12 protein-coding genes and 2 pseudogenes are annotated in these 16,362 nt (G+C 46.2%); 8 read left to right on the plus strand and 6 right to left on the minus strand.

Annotated elements, in window-relative coordinates; translation table 11 throughout:
* Positions 1–344: pseudogene (locus QUB61_RS22580) on the plus strand (hypothetical protein); the annotation flags it as partial.
* Here QUB61_RS22580 and QUB61_RS22585 read toward each other — a convergent pair.
* Positions 341–1,336, minus strand: coding sequence for a leucine-rich repeat domain-containing protein (locus QUB61_RS22585; protein ID WP_333132330.1), 996 nt, complete (start codon positions 1,334–1,336; stop codon positions 341–343). The pseudogene QUB61_RS22580 and the gene QUB61_RS22585 overlap by 4 nt on opposite strands.
* Positions 1,337–1,471: 135 nt before the next feature.
* On the opposite strand from QUB61_RS22585, the gene QUB61_RS22590 reads away from it, so the two are divergent.
* The 3 genes from QUB61_RS22590 to QUB61_RS22600 all read left to right on the plus strand — a co-directional run bounded on the left by QUB61_RS22590 (position 1,472) and on the right by QUB61_RS22600 (position 5,861).
* Positions 1,472–3,421 (plus strand): long-chain fatty acid--CoA ligase, encoded by a 1,950-nt coding sequence (locus tag QUB61_RS22590; protein WP_333132329.1) that lies wholly within the window; start codon positions 1,472–1,474, stop codon positions 3,419–3,421.
* 151 nt (positions 3,422–3,572) lie between these two features.
* Positions 3,573–4,013, plus strand: coding sequence for a YlqD family protein (locus QUB61_RS22595; RefSeq protein ID WP_333132333.1), 441 nt, complete (start codon positions 3,573–3,575; stop codon positions 4,011–4,013).
* Between the two features lie 534 nt (positions 4,014–4,547).
* A complete protein-coding gene (locus QUB61_RS22600) occupies positions 4,548–5,861 on the plus strand; it encodes a dihydrolipoamide acetyltransferase family protein (protein ID WP_333132328.1) in 1,314 nt (437 codons plus the stop codon).
* 13 nt (positions 5,862–5,874) lie between these two features.
* Here QUB61_RS22600 and QUB61_RS22605 read toward each other — a convergent pair.
* Both QUB61_RS22605 and QUB61_RS40020 read right to left on the minus strand, forming a co-directional pair.
* Positions 5,875–6,954, minus strand: a pseudogene (locus tag QUB61_RS22605) (RNA-guided endonuclease InsQ/TnpB family protein); the annotation flags it as partial.
* A gap of 322 nt (positions 6,955–7,276) precedes the next feature.
* Positions 7,277–7,435, minus strand: coding sequence for a helix-turn-helix domain-containing protein (locus QUB61_RS40020; protein WP_445300223.1), 159 nt, complete (start codon positions 7,433–7,435; stop codon positions 7,277–7,279).
* A 75-nt stretch (positions 7,436–7,510) separates the two neighbouring features.
* Between QUB61_RS40020 and tnpA the strand changes: the two genes are divergently transcribed.
* The 4 genes from tnpA (at position 7,511) to QUB61_RS22625 (ending at position 11,486) form a co-directional block, all read left to right on the plus strand.
* Positions 7,511–7,924 carry an IS200/IS605 family transposase gene (gene tnpA / locus QUB61_RS22610; protein WP_333132327.1) on the plus strand — a complete coding sequence of 138 codons (414 nt, stop codon included), beginning with the start codon at positions 7,511–7,513 and terminating at the stop codon, positions 7,922–7,924.
* Between the two features lie 245 nt (positions 7,925–8,169).
* A complete protein-coding gene (gene surE, locus QUB61_RS22615; RefSeq protein WP_333132326.1) occupies positions 8,170–8,847 on the plus strand; it encodes a 5'/3'-nucleotidase SurE in 678 nt (225 codons plus the stop codon).
* Positions 8,848–9,878: 1,031 nt separating this feature from the next.
* The gene (locus QUB61_RS22620; protein ID WP_333132325.1) at positions 9,879–10,013 is read left to right on the plus strand and encodes a hypothetical protein; all 135 of its coding nucleotides are present in this window, start codon (positions 9,879–9,881) and stop codon (positions 10,011–10,013) included.
* A 600-nt stretch (positions 10,014–10,613) separates the two neighbouring features.
* Positions 10,614–11,486 carry a pentapeptide repeat-containing protein gene (locus tag QUB61_RS22625; protein WP_333132324.1) on the plus strand — a complete coding sequence of 291 codons (873 nt, stop codon included), beginning with the start codon at positions 10,614–10,616 and terminating at the stop codon, positions 11,484–11,486.
* Positions 11,487–11,751: 265 nt separating this feature from the next.
* Here QUB61_RS22625 and QUB61_RS22630 read toward each other — a convergent pair whose 3' ends face one another.
* From QUB61_RS22630 to QUB61_RS22640, 3 genes are all read right to left on the minus strand, one after another.
* Complete coding sequence (locus tag QUB61_RS22630; RefSeq protein WP_333132323.1) at positions 11,752–12,966, minus strand: FAD-dependent oxidoreductase; 1,215 nt, start codon at positions 12,964–12,966, stop codon at positions 11,752–11,754.
* Between the two features lie 465 nt (positions 12,967–13,431).
* A complete protein-coding gene (locus QUB61_RS22635; protein WP_333132322.1) occupies positions 13,432–14,964 on the minus strand; it encodes an NAD(P)/FAD-dependent oxidoreductase in 1,533 nt (510 codons plus the stop codon).
* Between the two features lie 304 nt (positions 14,965–15,268).
* Positions 15,269–15,754: a CRR6 family NdhI maturation factor gene (locus QUB61_RS22640; RefSeq protein ID WP_333132321.1), complete on the minus strand. Its 486-nt coding sequence runs from the start codon at positions 15,752–15,754 to the stop codon at positions 15,269–15,271.
* Between the last annotated feature and the right edge of the window lie 608 nt (positions 15,755–16,362).

The following is a 16,362-nucleotide window of genomic DNA, read 5'->3' on the forward strand; positions in this document are numbered from 1 at the left end:
GCCCGTCCAAAAAGGACGGGCGGGACGCCCATCCCACAATCACAATTAAAATTGTAAGTTATTTAATTCGCGATCCTTATCTATCAACGAGGCGGGCGATACCTACATCTTACTCGTCGTTATCTACTCCAAGTCAGACCAAGATGACATCCCAGCAAATCAAATTCGAGAGATTATCGATCGCGTTTGAACAAGCAACCACATTCATAATACTGAAAGGCTCTACCAAAAACCTGATTGCTCTGCTGAAATACCATCAGATTGAACGGACCCATGGCAACGATGTGTTTAACACCTCACTCAGCCTCAAACTCTTCTCTGGGGAATCGTGCGGGTGGTGCTAGTTATTTAGGTCTGGGGAATAGTTCGGGGGTGAGAATAGTTCAGGTGCGCGGATTGGGTAAGGTGTTACTTCGAGTGGTGGTGGTGGTAGCAATAGTGCGGGTAGTGGTGGTGGTGGTGGTATTGGTGGTTCCCACTTACAGATAGACTCTGGCTTGAGAGGGCAAGTTTTGGGAGCGATAGAATTTCCGCTGAGGACGAGATAAATCAGGTTAGTCAAGGATTCTAGCGGTTTGATGTCGCTGATTCGATTGTTGTCGAGGGAGATCGCATCCAGGTTAGTCAAGGATTCTAGCGGTTTGATGTCGCTGATAGAATTGTTGCTGAGGAAGAGCCGAGTCAGGTTAGTCAAGAATTGCAATGGTTTGATGTCGCTGATTCGATTGTTGTCGAGGTAGAGATAATTCAGGTTAGTCAAAGATTGCAATGGTTTGATGTCGCTGATTTGATTTGCTTCGAGGCTGAGCTGAGTCAGTTTAGTCAAGGATTGCAATGGTTTGATGTCGCTGATTTGATTTGCTCCGAGGAAGAGCGAACTCAGTTTAGTCAAGGATTCTAGCGGTTTGATGTCGCTGATAGAATTGTCGCTGAGGTCGAGCCCAGTCAGGTTAGTCAAGGATGCTAGCGATTTGATGTCGCCCAGAGGATTGCTGTTGAGGTGAAGCCAAGTCAGGTTAGTCAAGGATGCTAGCGGTTTGATGTCGCTGATTTGATGGCGCTCGAGGTCGAGTGTCGTGAGACTCGAAAGTTCCCGATTGGCCGCCTCACACTCAGTAGTCCCTGCTTCCCCCAACAGCACTTCAACAGTATGTTTAGTTTCAGGACTCAAATCAGCTTTTTGGCGACACCAATCCGCAAATGTTCTGTTTTCCGATCGCATTTCTGCGGCCTTCACAGACAGTATATTTCCTGATAATGCTACGATCGCACTCAAAGCAACTACTATCAACCTTGATAAATTCATGTATTTCCGTGCAACTATAACTGTCATCATTTTGTATCTCTAATTGTCCGAATAGACAATAGCAAGTTTACAAACTGTCACGACACTGCCACAAAGTTCTAAAATAACTGTGATATTAAACTTATAGCCAATAATTTTATCTCCGAAAACTCAGGAAAATACCCTATGAACGGCACAGCATCTTACACATCATCTCAAATGACCGATCGCGATCGCGCTAACCTCAGCCGCCTGATCGATTACAGTTCCATTCGATCGATACCCGAAATTTGGGCTCTCGTCCAACAGCGTTGTCCTCAAACAGTCGCCCTCCACGACCCCCACAGCCAGCCAGAAATCAAACTCACCTACACCGACCTCTACCAGCAAATCCAGCAATTCGCCGCCGGCCTGCAAGCCCTGGGCATCGAACCAAATCCAGCAGAACCAGTCCCGAACCGCGTCGCCCTCTTCGCCGACAACAGCCCCCGCTGGCTGATAGCCGACCAAGGCATCATGATGGCCGGGGCCGCCAACGTTGTTCGAGGCGCCACAGCCGACCCCGAAGAACTCCTCTACATCATCCAAGACAGCGGCAGTACCGCCTTAGTAGTCGAAAACCTGGGATTACTCAGAAAACTGCAACACCGCCTCCCGGATTTGCCTGTCCAACTCATCGTCCTCCTCTCCGACGAAGAACCGGAAACCAGCCAAACCCTAAACACAGTCAAATTTTCCCAAGTGATGACCACAGGGGCCAACCGCCCCCTCAAACCCACCAAGCACAGCCAGCAAACCCTCGCCACTCTCCTCTACACCAGCGGCACCACCGGCAAACCCAAAGGCGTCATGCTGACTCACGGCAACCTGCTGCACCAACTCACCACCTTGGGCACAGTTCTCCAGCCCGAAGGCGGCGACGGCGTCCTCAGCATTCTGCCCAGTTGGCACGCCTACGAACGCAGCGTCGAATACTTCCTGCTTTCCCAAGGATGCACGCAAATTTACACCAATATTCGCTATTTCAAACAAGACTTTAAAACTTACAAACCCCAGTACATGGTCAGCGTTCCGCGCATCTGGGACTCGATTTATGAGGCCGTACAAAAGCAATTTCGCGAACAGCCGCCTAACAAACAAAAATTGGTGAATTTCCTGTTATCTTCCAGCCAGCAATACATAGAAGCCCGCCGCATTTGCCAAGGATTAACTCTCAGTTTGAAACCGGCTTCTGCTTCCGAAAAACTAATCGCCCGCACCAAAAGCATTCTGTTGTCGCCCGTGCACGCCCTCGCCGAAAAACTGGTTTACCAAAAAGTCAGGGAAGCTACAGGGGGACGCTTAAAATGGGCGATTAGCGGCGGCGGTTCTTTGGCCGCGCATATAGACAATTTCTTTGAAATAGCGAATATCGGTTTATTAGTGGGATATGGTTTAACCGAAACGTCCCCGGTTTTAACCGTCCGCCGCCCTTGGCACAATCTTAAAGGTTCCGCAGGACAGCCTCTAGCCCATACGGAAATTAAAATAGTAGACCCAGAAACCAGACAGCAACTGCCAACAGGCCAGCACGGTTTAGTATTGGCGCGGGGGCCGCAAGTCATGGCAGGTTATTATCTCAATCCCGAAGCGACTGAATCGGCGATCGACCCTGAAGGCTGGTTCAACACTGGCGATGTGGGCTGGCTGACACCGGGAAACGACTTAATCTTGACCGGGCGGGCCAAAGATACGATCGTCCTCAGCAACGGCGAAAACATCGAACCCCAGCCCATAGAAGACGCCTGCCTCCGCAGCCCCTACATCGACCAAATTATGCTAGTAGGTCAAGACCAGAAATCCCTCGGCGCCTTAATTGTCCCCAATCAAGAAGCCCTGCAGAAATGGGCAGAAACTCAGAATCCCCCCTTACACGAAATTGACTGGAATAGCAAGACAATTCAAGATTTATTCCGCAAAGAATTGAACCGAGAGGTGCAAAATCGCCCCGGATACCGCGCGGACGATCGCATTGGCCCGTTCCGGTTGATTCGGGAGCAATTTTCGATGGAAAATGGAATGTTGACCCAGACCCTGAAAATTAAGCGCCCGGTTGTGACGGAACACTACCGCGATATGATTGACGGAATGTTTTGAAATATTCGCAGGACTTGGGGAATGGAGAAAAAAAAATTATCCCAACACCCGAGTCCCGAGTCCGAGTCCTCAGTCCTAAGCCATTAGTTCATGTTTACCAACTAATGACTAATGACTAATGCCTAATTCCCAATTGACAATCAACAACTTTATGGAACCACAATTACTCTTGAAGCGATCGATTAACGTTAAAGTCGTCGTTACTCCCCGCTGGAAAGAAGAAGCTCAACAGCAACTGCAAGCCCAAATCAACCAAATAGATTCTCAGCTACAACAGCTCGAAATGCAAGGGCAGCGGATGGTTTCAGAAATCCAAAAGCAAAACCTGCACCCCCCAGGCCCGCAAGTACAGCAGCAAATAGAAAACATTCAAGTGCAGGTGAATCAAAGAAAAAGCGAACTGCTAGAACAGAAAAACCAAAACCTGCAACAACTCCAGCAAGTGCAGGTGCTAGACCTCGAACAAGAAGTGAGTCAAGGTCAAATTGACGGCACTTTCACTGTCGGGCTGGGAGAAAACTTGATTCAAAAAATGCAAGTAGAAATTCTCCTCCGCGACGGCATAGTCGAAGAAATTCGAGGTGATATTTAGAAATTGGTAATTGGTAATTGGTAATTGGTAATTGGCAATGGATTTGGACTCATTAGTCACCGATCTTCGGACTAGAGACTGGCATAATAATAATTATGGCCGATCGCCGATCGCCAATTACCAATTCCCAAACAAGCTGTGGTGCATTTAACTTGTATCTTTGGGGTCCTCCGGATACCATTTGTGTCAACAAACAGGCTAAAACCACTTCTTAACAAGGGTTGTAGCCGAGTGTCCCTCCCCCTAAATCCCTCTTAAAAAGGGGGACAAAAGAACGTTCTTGCCCCCTAAATCCCCCGAGCCTGCAGGGTGACGAAAGAACGCTCTTGTCCCACCCCCTACTCCCCTTATTAAGGGGGGCTAGGGGCGATCGAAACTCGACTAGCAGCGACATCGATCGTGGATTTCAGTCTTAATTTGACACAAATCGATCTCCTGCCCACCCCACAAAAGTTTAACTGTATTCGGCCGTGCAATTTAAATGGCTCGGAGCTTACCGATTCCCGATTAGCAACTCAAAAGGACTTTTTACAGATGATTCGCGAAGTTTTCATGCCAGCCCTGAGTTCTACCATGACAGAGGGCAAAATTGTTTCCTGGGTCAAATCGGCCGGAGACAAAGTAGAAAAAGGCGAAACGGTGGTAGTGGTTGAATCCGACAAAGCCGACATGGACGTGGAGTCTTTCTACGAAGGTTATTTAGCAATAATTATCGTACCTGCGGGCGAAGTTGCTCCGGTGGGAGCGGCAATCGCCCTGGTAGCAGAAACAGAAGCGGAAATCGCCGTCGCTCAGCAGCAAGGAGCCGCCGCCCCAAGCGCAGCAGCAGCCCCCGCTCCCAGTCCCGCTCCTGTCAGCGCAGCTACACCGTCAGCAGGTTTGCAGCAAAATGTCAGCCGCCAAAACGGCCGCAGCGTCGTTTCTCCCCGCGCTCGCAAGTTAGCTAAAGAATTTAAAGTAGATTTGAATTCTATCAAAGGCAGCGGGCCCAACGGCCGCATTGTCGCAGAGGATGTGGAAGCAGCAGCCGGGAAAGCCCAACCCGCTCCGGTTCAGCAATCGGTAACAGTCCCCGCAGCACCCGCACCGGCACCCTCGGCACCCTCCGCACCAGCAGCACCCGCCCCCGCACCAGCCAAACCCGCACCCGCACCAGTCCCGGCGGTGGCAGTTTCTGGTCAAAGAGTACCGATGAATGCGCTGCAAAATGCGGTGGTGCGGAATATGGAAGCAAGTTTGAGCGTGCCGTCTTTCCGCGTCGGTTACACAATTACTACTGACAAGCTGGACACGCTCTACAAACAAATTAAGTCGAAGGGCGTCACGATGACGGCTTTGCTGGCGAAAGCAGTAGCAGTAACTTTACAAAAACATCCTCTGCTGAATGCTTGTTATGTGGAGTCGGGAATTCAACACCGCGCTGATATTAATGTGGCGGTAGCGGTGGCGATGGACGGCGGCGGTTTGATTACGCCGGTGCTGCAAAATGCCGATCGCCTCGATATTTATTCGCTCTCCCGCACTTGGAAGGATTTAGTCGATCGCGCCCGCACCAAGCAGTTGAAGCCTGATGAATACAGCACGGGAACTTTTACTCTTTCCAATTTGGGAATGTTTGGAGTAGACAAGTTTGACGCGATTTTGCCCCCGAATCAAGGCTCGATTTTGGCGATCGGCTCTTCGCGGCCGCAAGTAGTAGCAAACGAGGAAGGCTTGATGGGAGTGAAGCGCCAAATGCAGGTGAATATTACTTGCGACCACCGGATTATTTACGGTGCTGACGCTGCATCTTTCTTGCAAGATTTAGCGAAATTGATTGAGACCAATCCTCAATCTTTGACGCTGTGAACGAACCTGACGGTCAACTGAGTACAGTTAGACCGCAGGCTTCTTTTTCCTTTTTTGCAAAAGCTTTTTTGAGTGACGCAGTTCCCTCGCCACTTTCGTAACTTAAGCCAATCTTTTTGATAAGTTTGGCTGAGTTTTCATCTCGATCCAAAGATTCTCCGCAGTGACAATAATGCCATCGCTCCGATAATTCTTTAGGGAGTTTGTTGAGGCAATTCCAGCAATGTTGAGAAGTTCCTTTCGGGTCAACAAATAAAATGCTTTTACCCAATTTCCAGGCAACGTATTTGAGGACAGCAGCGAATTGACCATGAGCAGCATCAAGCATTGATTTACTCAAACCACTTTTAGCTGATTGGTCATTCGCCAAATAAACCAAATTGCCATTTTCAATATCTGTCTTAGGCTTAGCACGCCTGGTCAGATTCTTGATACTCAGGTCTTCAACAACTAAAATATCACATTTACTAAGTAACTCATGTGCTATTTTAAACTGAAAATCCAGTCTAGCCCTAGCTATGGACTGGTGAAGCTTGGAAATCTTGTCCTTGATAATCTTCCAAGGCTTAGAACTCTTAACTCTATTAGCTAGCTTCGCTTGAAGTCTTGCTAATTTCTGGGCCGACTTCCTCAAAAATCTAGGATTTTCAACTCTTTCACCATTGGAAAGGTAAACGTAATTAGTGATTCCTAAGTCAATACCAAGAGTGTTTTCGTCAGTCGGTTGAATTTCTGCAACCGTTACGGGAACCGTTTTATCTTCTAGCGTCAGGGAAATATACCACCCATCCGCTTCTGGGATAACTGTTCCTGTCTTAACCTTGAATCCTGTTGGTATGGGACGATGAAAAACTATCGGTACTTGACCTATTTTCGCGAGGTTAATACAAATCCTATTTTGCTCATCCTTAATAATATCTAAATTGTCTAATTGAGGATAAGTGAAAGATTTGTAGTAGTGAAACCCTTTGAACTTGGGCTTACCTCTACGATTTCCGTTTTTGTCGGGCGTGGTAAAATTTGAAAAGGAAGTTTCCACTCTATTTACTACATCTTGCAAGACCTGAGAGTCCAACACTTTGTAATCAGGAAATAGTTTTTTTTGTGTTTTTCAGAGCGGCTAGCTGTATGGTTTGCCACTGCACATAACCGCCTTCAATATTCGAGAAAATATCACCTTTCCTAGTTTAAAGGATTGCCTGACTCATCCTTCTTCCTGCCATCTCTAGTTTGCACCCTGGTTAGGGGAATATTTTGATAAATCTCCTCAACAGGAACTATAGAAACAATTAAAGGGCAGGCGTTGATAAGCTGTTGTGCATTTAAATTGTATATTTCGAGTCCCGATCAAAAATCGTCAAATCCTCTCCCCCTCTCCCCTTCACCCCCTCTCCCTCTCTAATACCATAGGCAATCTAGATGCAACACAGCTTAGGTGTTCTCGTGGATTCCCACCATCTAAACCTTTCACCCAGACGGTAGTTATATTGCCGACGACAGAGTTCTAGATGAGCCACAATCGTTGTTAGTTGGGCTTTTGTAGGCTTGAGGCGGTATTTGTATGTGAGTTGCATTAGAAATTTCCTTTGTTCGACCTTTGCACAGTATAGTTGGTGTATGCCAAAAATGCAACACCGACAAGAAAAAATATGAAAAACGACTTTGTGTCAAACGCTCGCTCGGTTTCAGACCTCAAAGCTCATTTAGTTCTGTGTACCAAATATAGACGTAAGGTGTTCAATGCTGAAATGCTAGCCAGACTTAATGAAGTATTTGCCGACCTGAGTGAAAAATGGTCGTGCAAGCTCATAGAATTTAATGGTGAAGAAGACCATATACACTTCCTGTTTCAGTATTATCCGCAGATGGATTTGTCAAAATTTGTAAATAATATCAAGTCTGTGGCAAGCCGCCGACTCAGAAGCGAATTTCCTGAAAGGGTGCATGAGTTTTATCACAAAGAAGTTCTGTGGAGTAGCTCTTATTTCATAGCATCTTGTGGGGGTGTTACTATTTCAACGCTATTAAGGTACATTGAAAATCAAGATGCTCCCGAAGTCTAATTGTCGGTTTCCGTCCGCGGCAACCGACGCTTCTGGACATCCCTGCGGTGATTTATTCGGGGTACTTCCCGCTAGCGCTCAGATGTATCCCCTTTAAATACACGCCAGGGACTTCCCGGCTGTTAGTTAAACTGAATATGGGCGGCCCAAACGCTGCTGCCAGCATTTCTTAATTCGACCAATCCGATTTACCTTCAGCGCTGGCAGCACTGTCTTAAAATCTAAAATCTAAAATCTAAAATCGAATGACAATAATTTTAACCAATGACGACGGAATAGACGCTCCGGGGATTCAGGCACTTTTGCAGGCTGTCAGCGGCAAAACTATTATGGTGGCTCCGCAGGGGCAATTGTCGGGCTGCGGGCATCAAGTGACAGCCCACAGTCCGATTCATGTCGATCGGCGATCGGAAGTTGAATATGCTGTAGGGGGAACACCGGCCGATTGCGTGCGCATCGCTCTTCATCACGTTTGTGCGAAGCCGGATTTGGTGCTTTCGGGTATTAACGCGGGTGGCAATTTGGGGGTTGACGTGTACATTTCGGGTACGGTTGCGGCTGTGCGGGAAGCAGCCATGCACGGTATTCCGGGGGTCGCAATTTCCCACCGGATTAAAAGGCCGCTCGAAATAGACTGGGATGTCGCTACTCGCTGGACATCGCGGGTGTTGGCGGATTTGCTCAACCGGGAACCAAAGTCTGGGTGCTTCTGGAATGTGAATTTGCCGCATTTAGCGCCGGGAAGTGCGGAACCGGAAATTGTGTTTTGCCGGCCTTCGACGCAGCCGCTGCCGGTGGTGTACCGGATTGAGGGAGAATACTTTTATTATGCGGCAGAGTATGGATCGCGCGCTCGGGCGGCGGGGACTGATGTTGACGTGTGTTTTGAGGGTAATATTGCGGTGACTGAGATATCGCTGTGATAGATTTGGGCGATCGAACTATATTTTTTGGGCAACAAAATCTAAATAGACGATGTTAAATTCGATCGGCTACGGAAGGTTTCATATTCATGGCTAAAAACAGATTTCATTATACTTTGGGTTTAGCACTGCATATTCCCTAGATATAATAAACCTGTTTTCGGATAATCCCAAAATAGGATATGTGAAATACCCAAACTAAACGGAGTACCGTTATAATTCGGGCGGGGTGTCTCGTTTGCCGTCGCTCTATTGGGGATATTCATTGCTGAATATTCGTCATCAAAGACGATCGGAGTCTTACACAGCATCTCTGAGCTTTTACGCCCTTTATCCCCTCGTAGGGAACCCACGCATTCGTCCTATTTCCTAAGACCAAAAACTCTTTTCGTACAACAAACATGGGTTATTTTTTACAGCAGGGCCTACCATACTAACCAGCGGTCTGCCTTTTCCTCCTTTCTCTGGCAGTTTCCCGGTAAGCATATTACTGCTACTATGACCGTTTTGTTATTACAGCCGAGTGAGTGGGTCGCAACCATCTATATATTGACTCAAATGAACTCTATATGCTAACTCTTTCTATATTTTTGTTTGGCTTATATCCCAACACCGAACCGGGTACAGTTACGGTGTGGGACTTACGCCAATTGAGTTAAAGCTGTTAAAAATCGATAGTAATGACAGTTGAACAAAATTAATCACAATCCCGAGAGTTGCAGCTATCTCTACTTGCGGCCGTCCGTGCTACCATAATTTTTTTTGTCATCCTTCGGCTTAGCAACACCATCAGGTTGTTTTTTTGGCTTTTTGACTTCTTTGTTGCTTTTTCTTTCTTTTGACATGATCTTTCCTCAATTTTGACTCAGCATAACATAGATTGACACATCTGCCTAACTGCCAGTAGAGAGGGCGATCGTATACAGCTCTTACTCGCTGTTAGTTTTGTAGAATATGCTGTAGATTATCCGCTAGGTTTTGAACGAATAGCCTCTACCGTTAGGCATATCGATAAATCCCTCAGAAGTACCATGTCTGAAATTACTTTTAACCCCGATCGACTCAAGGAAATCTTGAAAAGCGCGATCGTCGTAGAACAGCAGCGAGACAACAGAGAATTATTCTCGCTTATTAAGCTGTTCACATCTAATTTTAATGAAAAATGAGAGTATATAAAATATGGAGCTACGACTGTACCAGCCTTCGCGACACCCGGCGCGAACACAACCAACAAATTTGCAGTCTTAGTTAAAAAAAGCTGTTCGCCACAGTTGGCAACAAGCATATTGATTTTACTATGGATGCATGAGGGAAAAACCTCTCCCGAAAGTAGTAACTTTTTAGGTGGTAGCTATAGCACATTAGCATATTTGTGTGTAGATGGAGACTGGGAGCATCTAGAATCACGGCGCGACAGACGTGAAAAAGGTAATTATACAAAAGTCATTAAATGAATATATAGAGTTGTAAATGCAACACTTTTGATAGTTTTCGAGTGCCAACCTTATAATAAGGTTTTCAGGGCGCTCCTATCAAAGCACGCAACGCTTGCCGAGGCACAAAAGCTTTCAAGGGAAAATCAAGGGTTTCAGAGTACGACCTAAAAACTGTCTGGACTATTGAAAAAGCACCAAGAATATTTAGAAATATAAAGTTAATGTCCAGCTTTCTTCAAAGTGCGATCGTATCCGCTCGGTTAGATATAAAATACTAATAAAGAGTGCATACTTCTACATAAATTTCCCCTATTAGGAATCTGAACCACTATGGAAGTAACCGAGCTGCTCAAAGACTACGAAAATGGAAAGAGAGACTTTGCTGACGCTAACCTCAGCGGAGCAAACCTCAGCGGAGCCATCTTGCTTGGGATAAACCTTTCGAGAGCTAACCTGTCGGGAGCTAACCTGAGTCGGGCGCATCTCACCAAAGCAGAACTCAACGGCGCAAACCTTTGCAGGGCAAATCTGAGTTTTGCCAAAATGGGCCAAGCCAGACTAGCGGACGCAGATCTCACGAAAGCCAATATCAACGGAGCTTTCCTCGTCAAAGCAAAACTGCCCAGGGCAAAGTTGAGTGGCGCCCAACTCGTAGGTAGCAACCTGCGGAGCGCTATCCTCTGGAACGCCAATTTGTGTACAGCCGACCTGCAATTCATCAACCTGCGGGGTGCGAACCTCACGGGAGCAAACCTCAACTGGGCAAACTGCGGAGGGGCGAAACTCAGCGGTGCAAGGCTTTTTGGCGCTCAACTAACAGGTATCAATCTCAGGAAAGCTTACATCAATGGCATCGACCTGAGCAGGACGGATCTAAATGGCGTCAACCTGAGCGAAGCCAAACTCAACGGGGTAAATTTGGAAGGCTCGAACTTGTTAGCTGCCAATCTCAGCGGAGCTCAGTTGCGGGGCGTCAAGTTGAGGGGAGCAGATTTAACCAGGGCAAATCTGGAGGGAGTTTCTTTGGTGGAGGCAAACCTCGATTGGGCTAGGCTGTGCTATGCAGACTTGAGCGAAGCCGATTTGAGCGGCGCCACATTCATGGGAGCCAACTTTGAGGGTACTCTGTTAGGCGGATCGACAATACCCGCATCTGTGAGCCATGATGTCTACTTAACTGCGGGGGATCGTGTCGCAGCTTAGCCAGCAGCAAAAATCAATCTCGCATCCGAGTCGGCGACTCTCGCATTAGTTTAACTTTTGATGCAAACATCCTGACTTTTGTGAGAGTGCTGCACCGGCAATAAATTTACTGATATTTGCGAGAGTTTGTAGCATCACAATTGATATCGTTTCCGGTTGGATGAGAACAATCGAGTCTCGGTCAATAATTCCACATTTCCCCATTCCCCACGGACCACTCCCCACGGACCATCATGTCGCTCGTGCAACCGGAATTGATATCAGATCACCCGATTAATTTCGCGACTCGCAAAGCAGAGGTAATAGCTCCTTCGTGCAAACCATTCCCCAAATAAGCTCCCGCATGATAAGTGTTGTTCTCGCCATTAGTCTCGATAACTTCATCTCGATATCGAAAAGACTCGACAGTGTACAGCGGCGTGTGATGTTTCTGAATGTGAATAATGTCTTTTTTGGCGATCGACTCCTCGAGTTGAAAAGCTAAACTGTACTCTCGTGGGGATGAGATGCCGCAAAGCTGATTCAAGCTCGCATTATATCCCCATCCCCTGTCCGTCTCGAAAAAATCAAATTCTGATAACTTGCGGATACCGTAGCGATCGTACATTGATGTATCCGAATGCAGCACAGTCGTTGCATAATTGGCTTTCCACGCCGAAAACCGCTTCGTTTCCGCCTCCGTCGGATCGGACAATATCCTCATAACTTGGTCTGGTGGCATCGCAAAAACCACCTTATCAAATTCCTGGATTTCCCCATCAGAAAGTACAATTTTTACAGCATCCGCACTTCTAAAAATATTGGCAATCTCCACATTCAGCCGTATATCGCCCTTAAACCGCTCCAGAATCTTTTCAATGTAAGAATACACCCCGCCTTTAATCCTCACCCAGTTGACCGACGCATATTCGCGTAGAACAGGCATCGCTAATTCTGCCGGAAAATTGTCGAGCAATTCAAACGGTATCGAGTAGCTGTACATCGTCAGCAACTTCAGCCAATAATTGCGGACGCACGAGCTTTTCAAAGACTCAGAAAGGGGCACATCGTAGAAATCGTGCTGTTTAGCAAACCGCATTTTTAAAATAAATCCAGCCGAACGAGCGTAGAGACTATCCAGTCGCAAATACTCGATCAGGCGTTGGATTCCGGTGAAATTATTTTGGATAGAGACCGCGGATAAAAAGTGGGTGCCATCTTTAAGAAACAGCGCGGAACCAATCTGCACGGGTTCTAATTCAACGCCTAGCTCCTGCATAAAAGCCACGAAATTGTAAAACACAGTGGGAAATTCCAGCACGCCATTTTCTAATATTTCATTGCACTCTGATTGATTTGGCGCAACATTTTTGTTTAGCGTCCGAATGTGTCCGCCTAAAATTGGCTGCTTTTCCAACACAGTGACGTGATGCCCCTGTTTATCGAGCCAGTAGGCTGCTGCCATACCGCTCGCTCCGCCCCCAATAATTGCAATTCTCATAGTTCACTCCTAGATTGATAGAAGGAAGTTCGGCAACTGATTCGCTCGACGGATGTAACGGATGTAACGGATGTAACGGATGTAACGGATGTCAGGAAGTTCGGCAACGGATTCGCTTTCTTCGGATGTAACGGATGTAACGGATGTAACGGATGTCAGGAAGTTCGGCAACGGATTCGCTTTCTTCGGATGTAACGGATGTAACGGATGTAACGGATGTCAGGAAGAAGGAAGAAATTCTCGTTTCCAGATAGAACCTGGGAACGCATTTCACTGTTGCTATGCCTCGTCATTTTTAAGAGGAGGCAGAGCCTCCAGAAATTCATTCCTTGGCAGAGCCAAGGAACGAGATAATGAGAGCAGAAACGAGAGATTTTTAAGAGCAGGCAGAGCAAGAGTGAAATTCATTCCTTGGCAAAGCCAAGGAACGAGAGAAACAGGAAAATAACCAATTGCCAATTTTCCTTAGCCTAAAATCGCATCGCCGGATAAACGTTGATAAAGCAGCGCCCCCGTCCAAAATGTCGGTGCAAAGCCTGGATAGCCCGAGGAGGCGTTGCAGAAATAGAAATTGTTGAGGGATGTTTCATGATTTAGTCGATCGACCCCCATGTTGCGCGGCGTCAGGCTGGAACCGTAGGAATTACCGTTAGGACACCAACAGAAGCGCTCGTTAGTCGTCGGACTTCCGGTAATATGAAAGACCATGTGTTTGCGGAAATTCGGAACATAGTGTTTTTCAACTACATCTAAAATCGAGTCCAGAATCTCTTGTTTTTTCTGTCTGTAAGCTTTGCGATCTGTCTCCCAAAGCTGTTTAAAATAGCTGTAATTAGCAACAGTCAGAAATTCGACAATTTGACAATCTTCTGGACAATCCCGCCGCGCTTCCGTCAGTAAAGTTGGCGTTGTAATTGCAAAGCTCGGACGAGAAAAATCATTTTGCTCATACATTTGAGCAAAAGCTTCATTTAGATCTAAGTGTTCCGTATGAAAGGTATTCCACTTGCCAAATCCATAGTCTCGGAGAGCGATATCTTTGACAACGCAGTACACCATGTAGTTAGAGGCAGAATATTCATAGTTGAGTTTCCGCCGCACTTTTTTAGAGAACAGTTCCTCTCCAATCATCTTGGCCGCTCTTTTCGGGTCTAGGTTGCAAATCACCGTGTCGCCCGTGAATTCATGGGTTTGATGGGTGGTCAAATCCATCGCTTCAACACCCGTTACTGTTCTGTTTGTTACCCTAAAATTCGTGACTTCATGGTTTAATAGAACTTTCCCCCCGTTGGATTCAATGACTTTAACTAAAGAATTGATGACATCTTCAAAATGCTGCGTCGGGTAAAATGCGCCTTCTTGATAGCCTCTAAACAAGGCAATCCAAGCATAGAAAGAAAGCTGATTTGGAGGGAGCAAAAAGTCCGGCCATTGCAGGGCTAATAGGGTTTGGGCGGCTTGCGGGAGTTGGAACTTGTCGAAAACGTCCTGAAGTGTACTGTTGAGGTGTTGGACAGTACAGAATACGTCACCGAAATTTTTGAGCAATTCAATTGGTTTGACGGGAGGAGCGAGTTTTCTGAGTCCGTTGCCGGTTTTCTCGACTTCGTTGACGAATTGGCGAATTCTCTCGCCCGCTTCGGGAAACAGCGCCGACAATCTGCGGATCAGTTCCTCTGGTTGGGAGGGAATGTCCAGCGCATACCCAGGCATTCTCATGTGGTCGTAGCCATTCGGATCGTACCGTTCAAAGGTGACATCTCGATCGAGACCGAGTTTTTTGAGAACTCGATTGACTGTATCTCCTTCGCCGCAGTCCCAAACGTAGTGGAATTGGGCATTAAAGGTGTATTTTTTGGCCATCGTAAAGGTGTGACCAAAGCCTCCGGGATGCTCGTGAGCTTCGAGGATGTGTACGGTTTTGCCGGAGTTTGCCATCAAAGCTCCGAAAACCAGTGCTGATAAACCACTGCCGACGATGAGGTAATCTGTTTTCATGGTAAATTTCCTCGATCGATTGAATGGGGCGATCGTTGTCTATTTAAACTAACTATCAATTCTGAGAAAATTCTGAAGTCCAGCAACAATTTTTTGAGGCGCGCTGGTTTAAGGATTGTATTAAAGTCTGAGTACGGTTGCTGTTAAGCTTAATCAAGCTGTTGCGGATAGAAATTATAGCTGCGGAGGCGGACTGGAAAGCCCGCCCCACAAGGGAAGAAACCGGGTTTATACCTTTGTTCTTAGTCTTAAGGTATAGAGTAGCCTATCTAATTAGGAGTATGTTAATTAAAGGCGCGCTCGCTTATTTGTGCGGCACAATCACATCAAAAAAAGCATCTTCCAAATCATAACCAAACATCTGCGACATCGCCATCAACTTTGATTTACTGGGGATTCCCTGCTGATTCAACCAATCAGTCAACACAAAAATTTTGTTCATCAAAAACATTTCCAAAGCTTCAGGATTGTACTGAATACCTTGGGTGCGGTGGAACTGGTGCGGCACTAGCATCGCCGCATAGCGCGCCAATTCTCCCGCTTTCCAATCCAGCAAAAATGGCAGCCAAGGGTAACAAGCATCCAAGCGGATAAACCACAGCCGCACTTCGGGAATTTCCGAAATTTCTCGCGGATCTAACTCTTCGCGCGGATACTCAATTTCAAATTGTAGCTGTTGTTCGTTTTGGGCGATCGCTCCTTCGGTCAGCCACTTTTCAATCACAGTCCGCACCGGAGACAAATCTAAACTGTTTATGCGATCGGCATCTATCGATATCATAATACTCATAAAATGTCAACTGATTTTAGATTTTAGATTGCTTCCACCGATGAATTCGGGGGCAAGAGACCCAATTGCTTGATTGTCAACTGGATACCATTTAGTTATAATACCACCAGCCATAAAAATTTACGGGAGAAGTTATTACTATTTTCCCACTGATAAGTGAGTAATAAAATATGCTAGTTTTCCAAATAGAACTCGATGAATTTGAAGAAATCGATAGTTACAGCAGAGGTCATATTACTATTCAAGGAAATTCGGGAATCATCTCCTCAAAACTCTCAAAGAGAAATCAGTCTATGATGATTTTTATATCTATATGTGACCTTCTTGATAGTGTTCGTGTACTTCTAACGAGTCCCCTAAAAAAATATAACTTTGTGGGAACTGGCTGCTCTTTTCAGTTTTTTATAGTTAAAAAGTCATCTAATAAGTTAATATTAACTAGCGTAAAAAATGAGATAATTGATGAACTCACAGAGGGGTAACTTGTTGAAGAAATTTGGAGAGAAGTAAAATTATTTATGTTAAACTATGGAAATTCACTTGAGGAAAAGGAAATTGTTTACAATGATTTGACATCTTCTATACAAGAATTTAAGAAGCAATTTAAT

The sequence above is a fragment of the Microcoleus sp. C2D2 genome, assembly GCF_036702495.1.
In the GTDB taxonomy this organism is placed as follows: Bacteria; Cyanobacteriota; Cyanobacteriia; order Cyanobacteriales; family Microcoleaceae; genus Microcoleus.

Bases quoted from the DNA above. Each gene is read 5' to 3' on its own strand.
- QUB61_RS22585 (WP_333132330.1), bottom strand. From the start codon at position 1,336: ATGATGACAGTTATAGTTGCACGGAAATACATGAATTTATCAAGGTTG.
- QUB61_RS22590 (WP_333132329.1), top strand. From the start codon at position 1,472: ATGAACGGCACAGCATCTTACACATCATCTCAAATGACCGATCGCGAT.
- QUB61_RS22595 (WP_333132333.1), top strand. From the start codon at position 3,573: ATGGAACCACAATTACTCTTGAAGCGATCGATTAACGTTAAAGTCGTC.
- QUB61_RS22600 (WP_333132328.1), top strand. From the start codon at position 4,548: ATGATTCGCGAAGTTTTCATGCCAGCCCTGAGTTCTACCATGACAGAG.
- QUB61_RS40020 (WP_445300223.1), bottom strand. From the start codon at position 7,435: ATGCAACTCACATACAAATACCGCCTCAAGCCTACAAAAGCCCAACTA.
- tnpA (WP_333132327.1), top strand. From the start codon at position 7,511: ATGAAAAACGACTTTGTGTCAAACGCTCGCTCGGTTTCAGACCTCAAA.
- surE (WP_333132326.1), top strand. From the start codon at position 8,170: ATGACAATAATTTTAACCAATGACGACGGAATAGACGCTCCGGGGATT.
- QUB61_RS22620 (WP_333132325.1), top strand. From the start codon at position 9,879: ATGTCTGAAATTACTTTTAACCCCGATCGACTCAAGGAAATCTTGAAA.
- QUB61_RS22625 (WP_333132324.1), top strand. From the start codon at position 10,614: ATGGAAGTAACCGAGCTGCTCAAAGACTACGAAAATGGAAAGAGAGAC.
- QUB61_RS22630 (WP_333132323.1), bottom strand. From the start codon at position 12,966: ATGAGAATTGCAATTATTGGGGGCGGAGCGAGCGGTATGGCAGCAGCC.
- QUB61_RS22635 (WP_333132322.1), bottom strand. From the start codon at position 14,964: ATGAAAACAGATTACCTCATCGTCGGCAGTGGTTTATCAGCACTGGTT.
- QUB61_RS22640 (WP_333132321.1), bottom strand. From the start codon at position 15,754: ATGAGTATTATGATATCGATAGATGCCGATCGCATAAACAGTTTAGAT.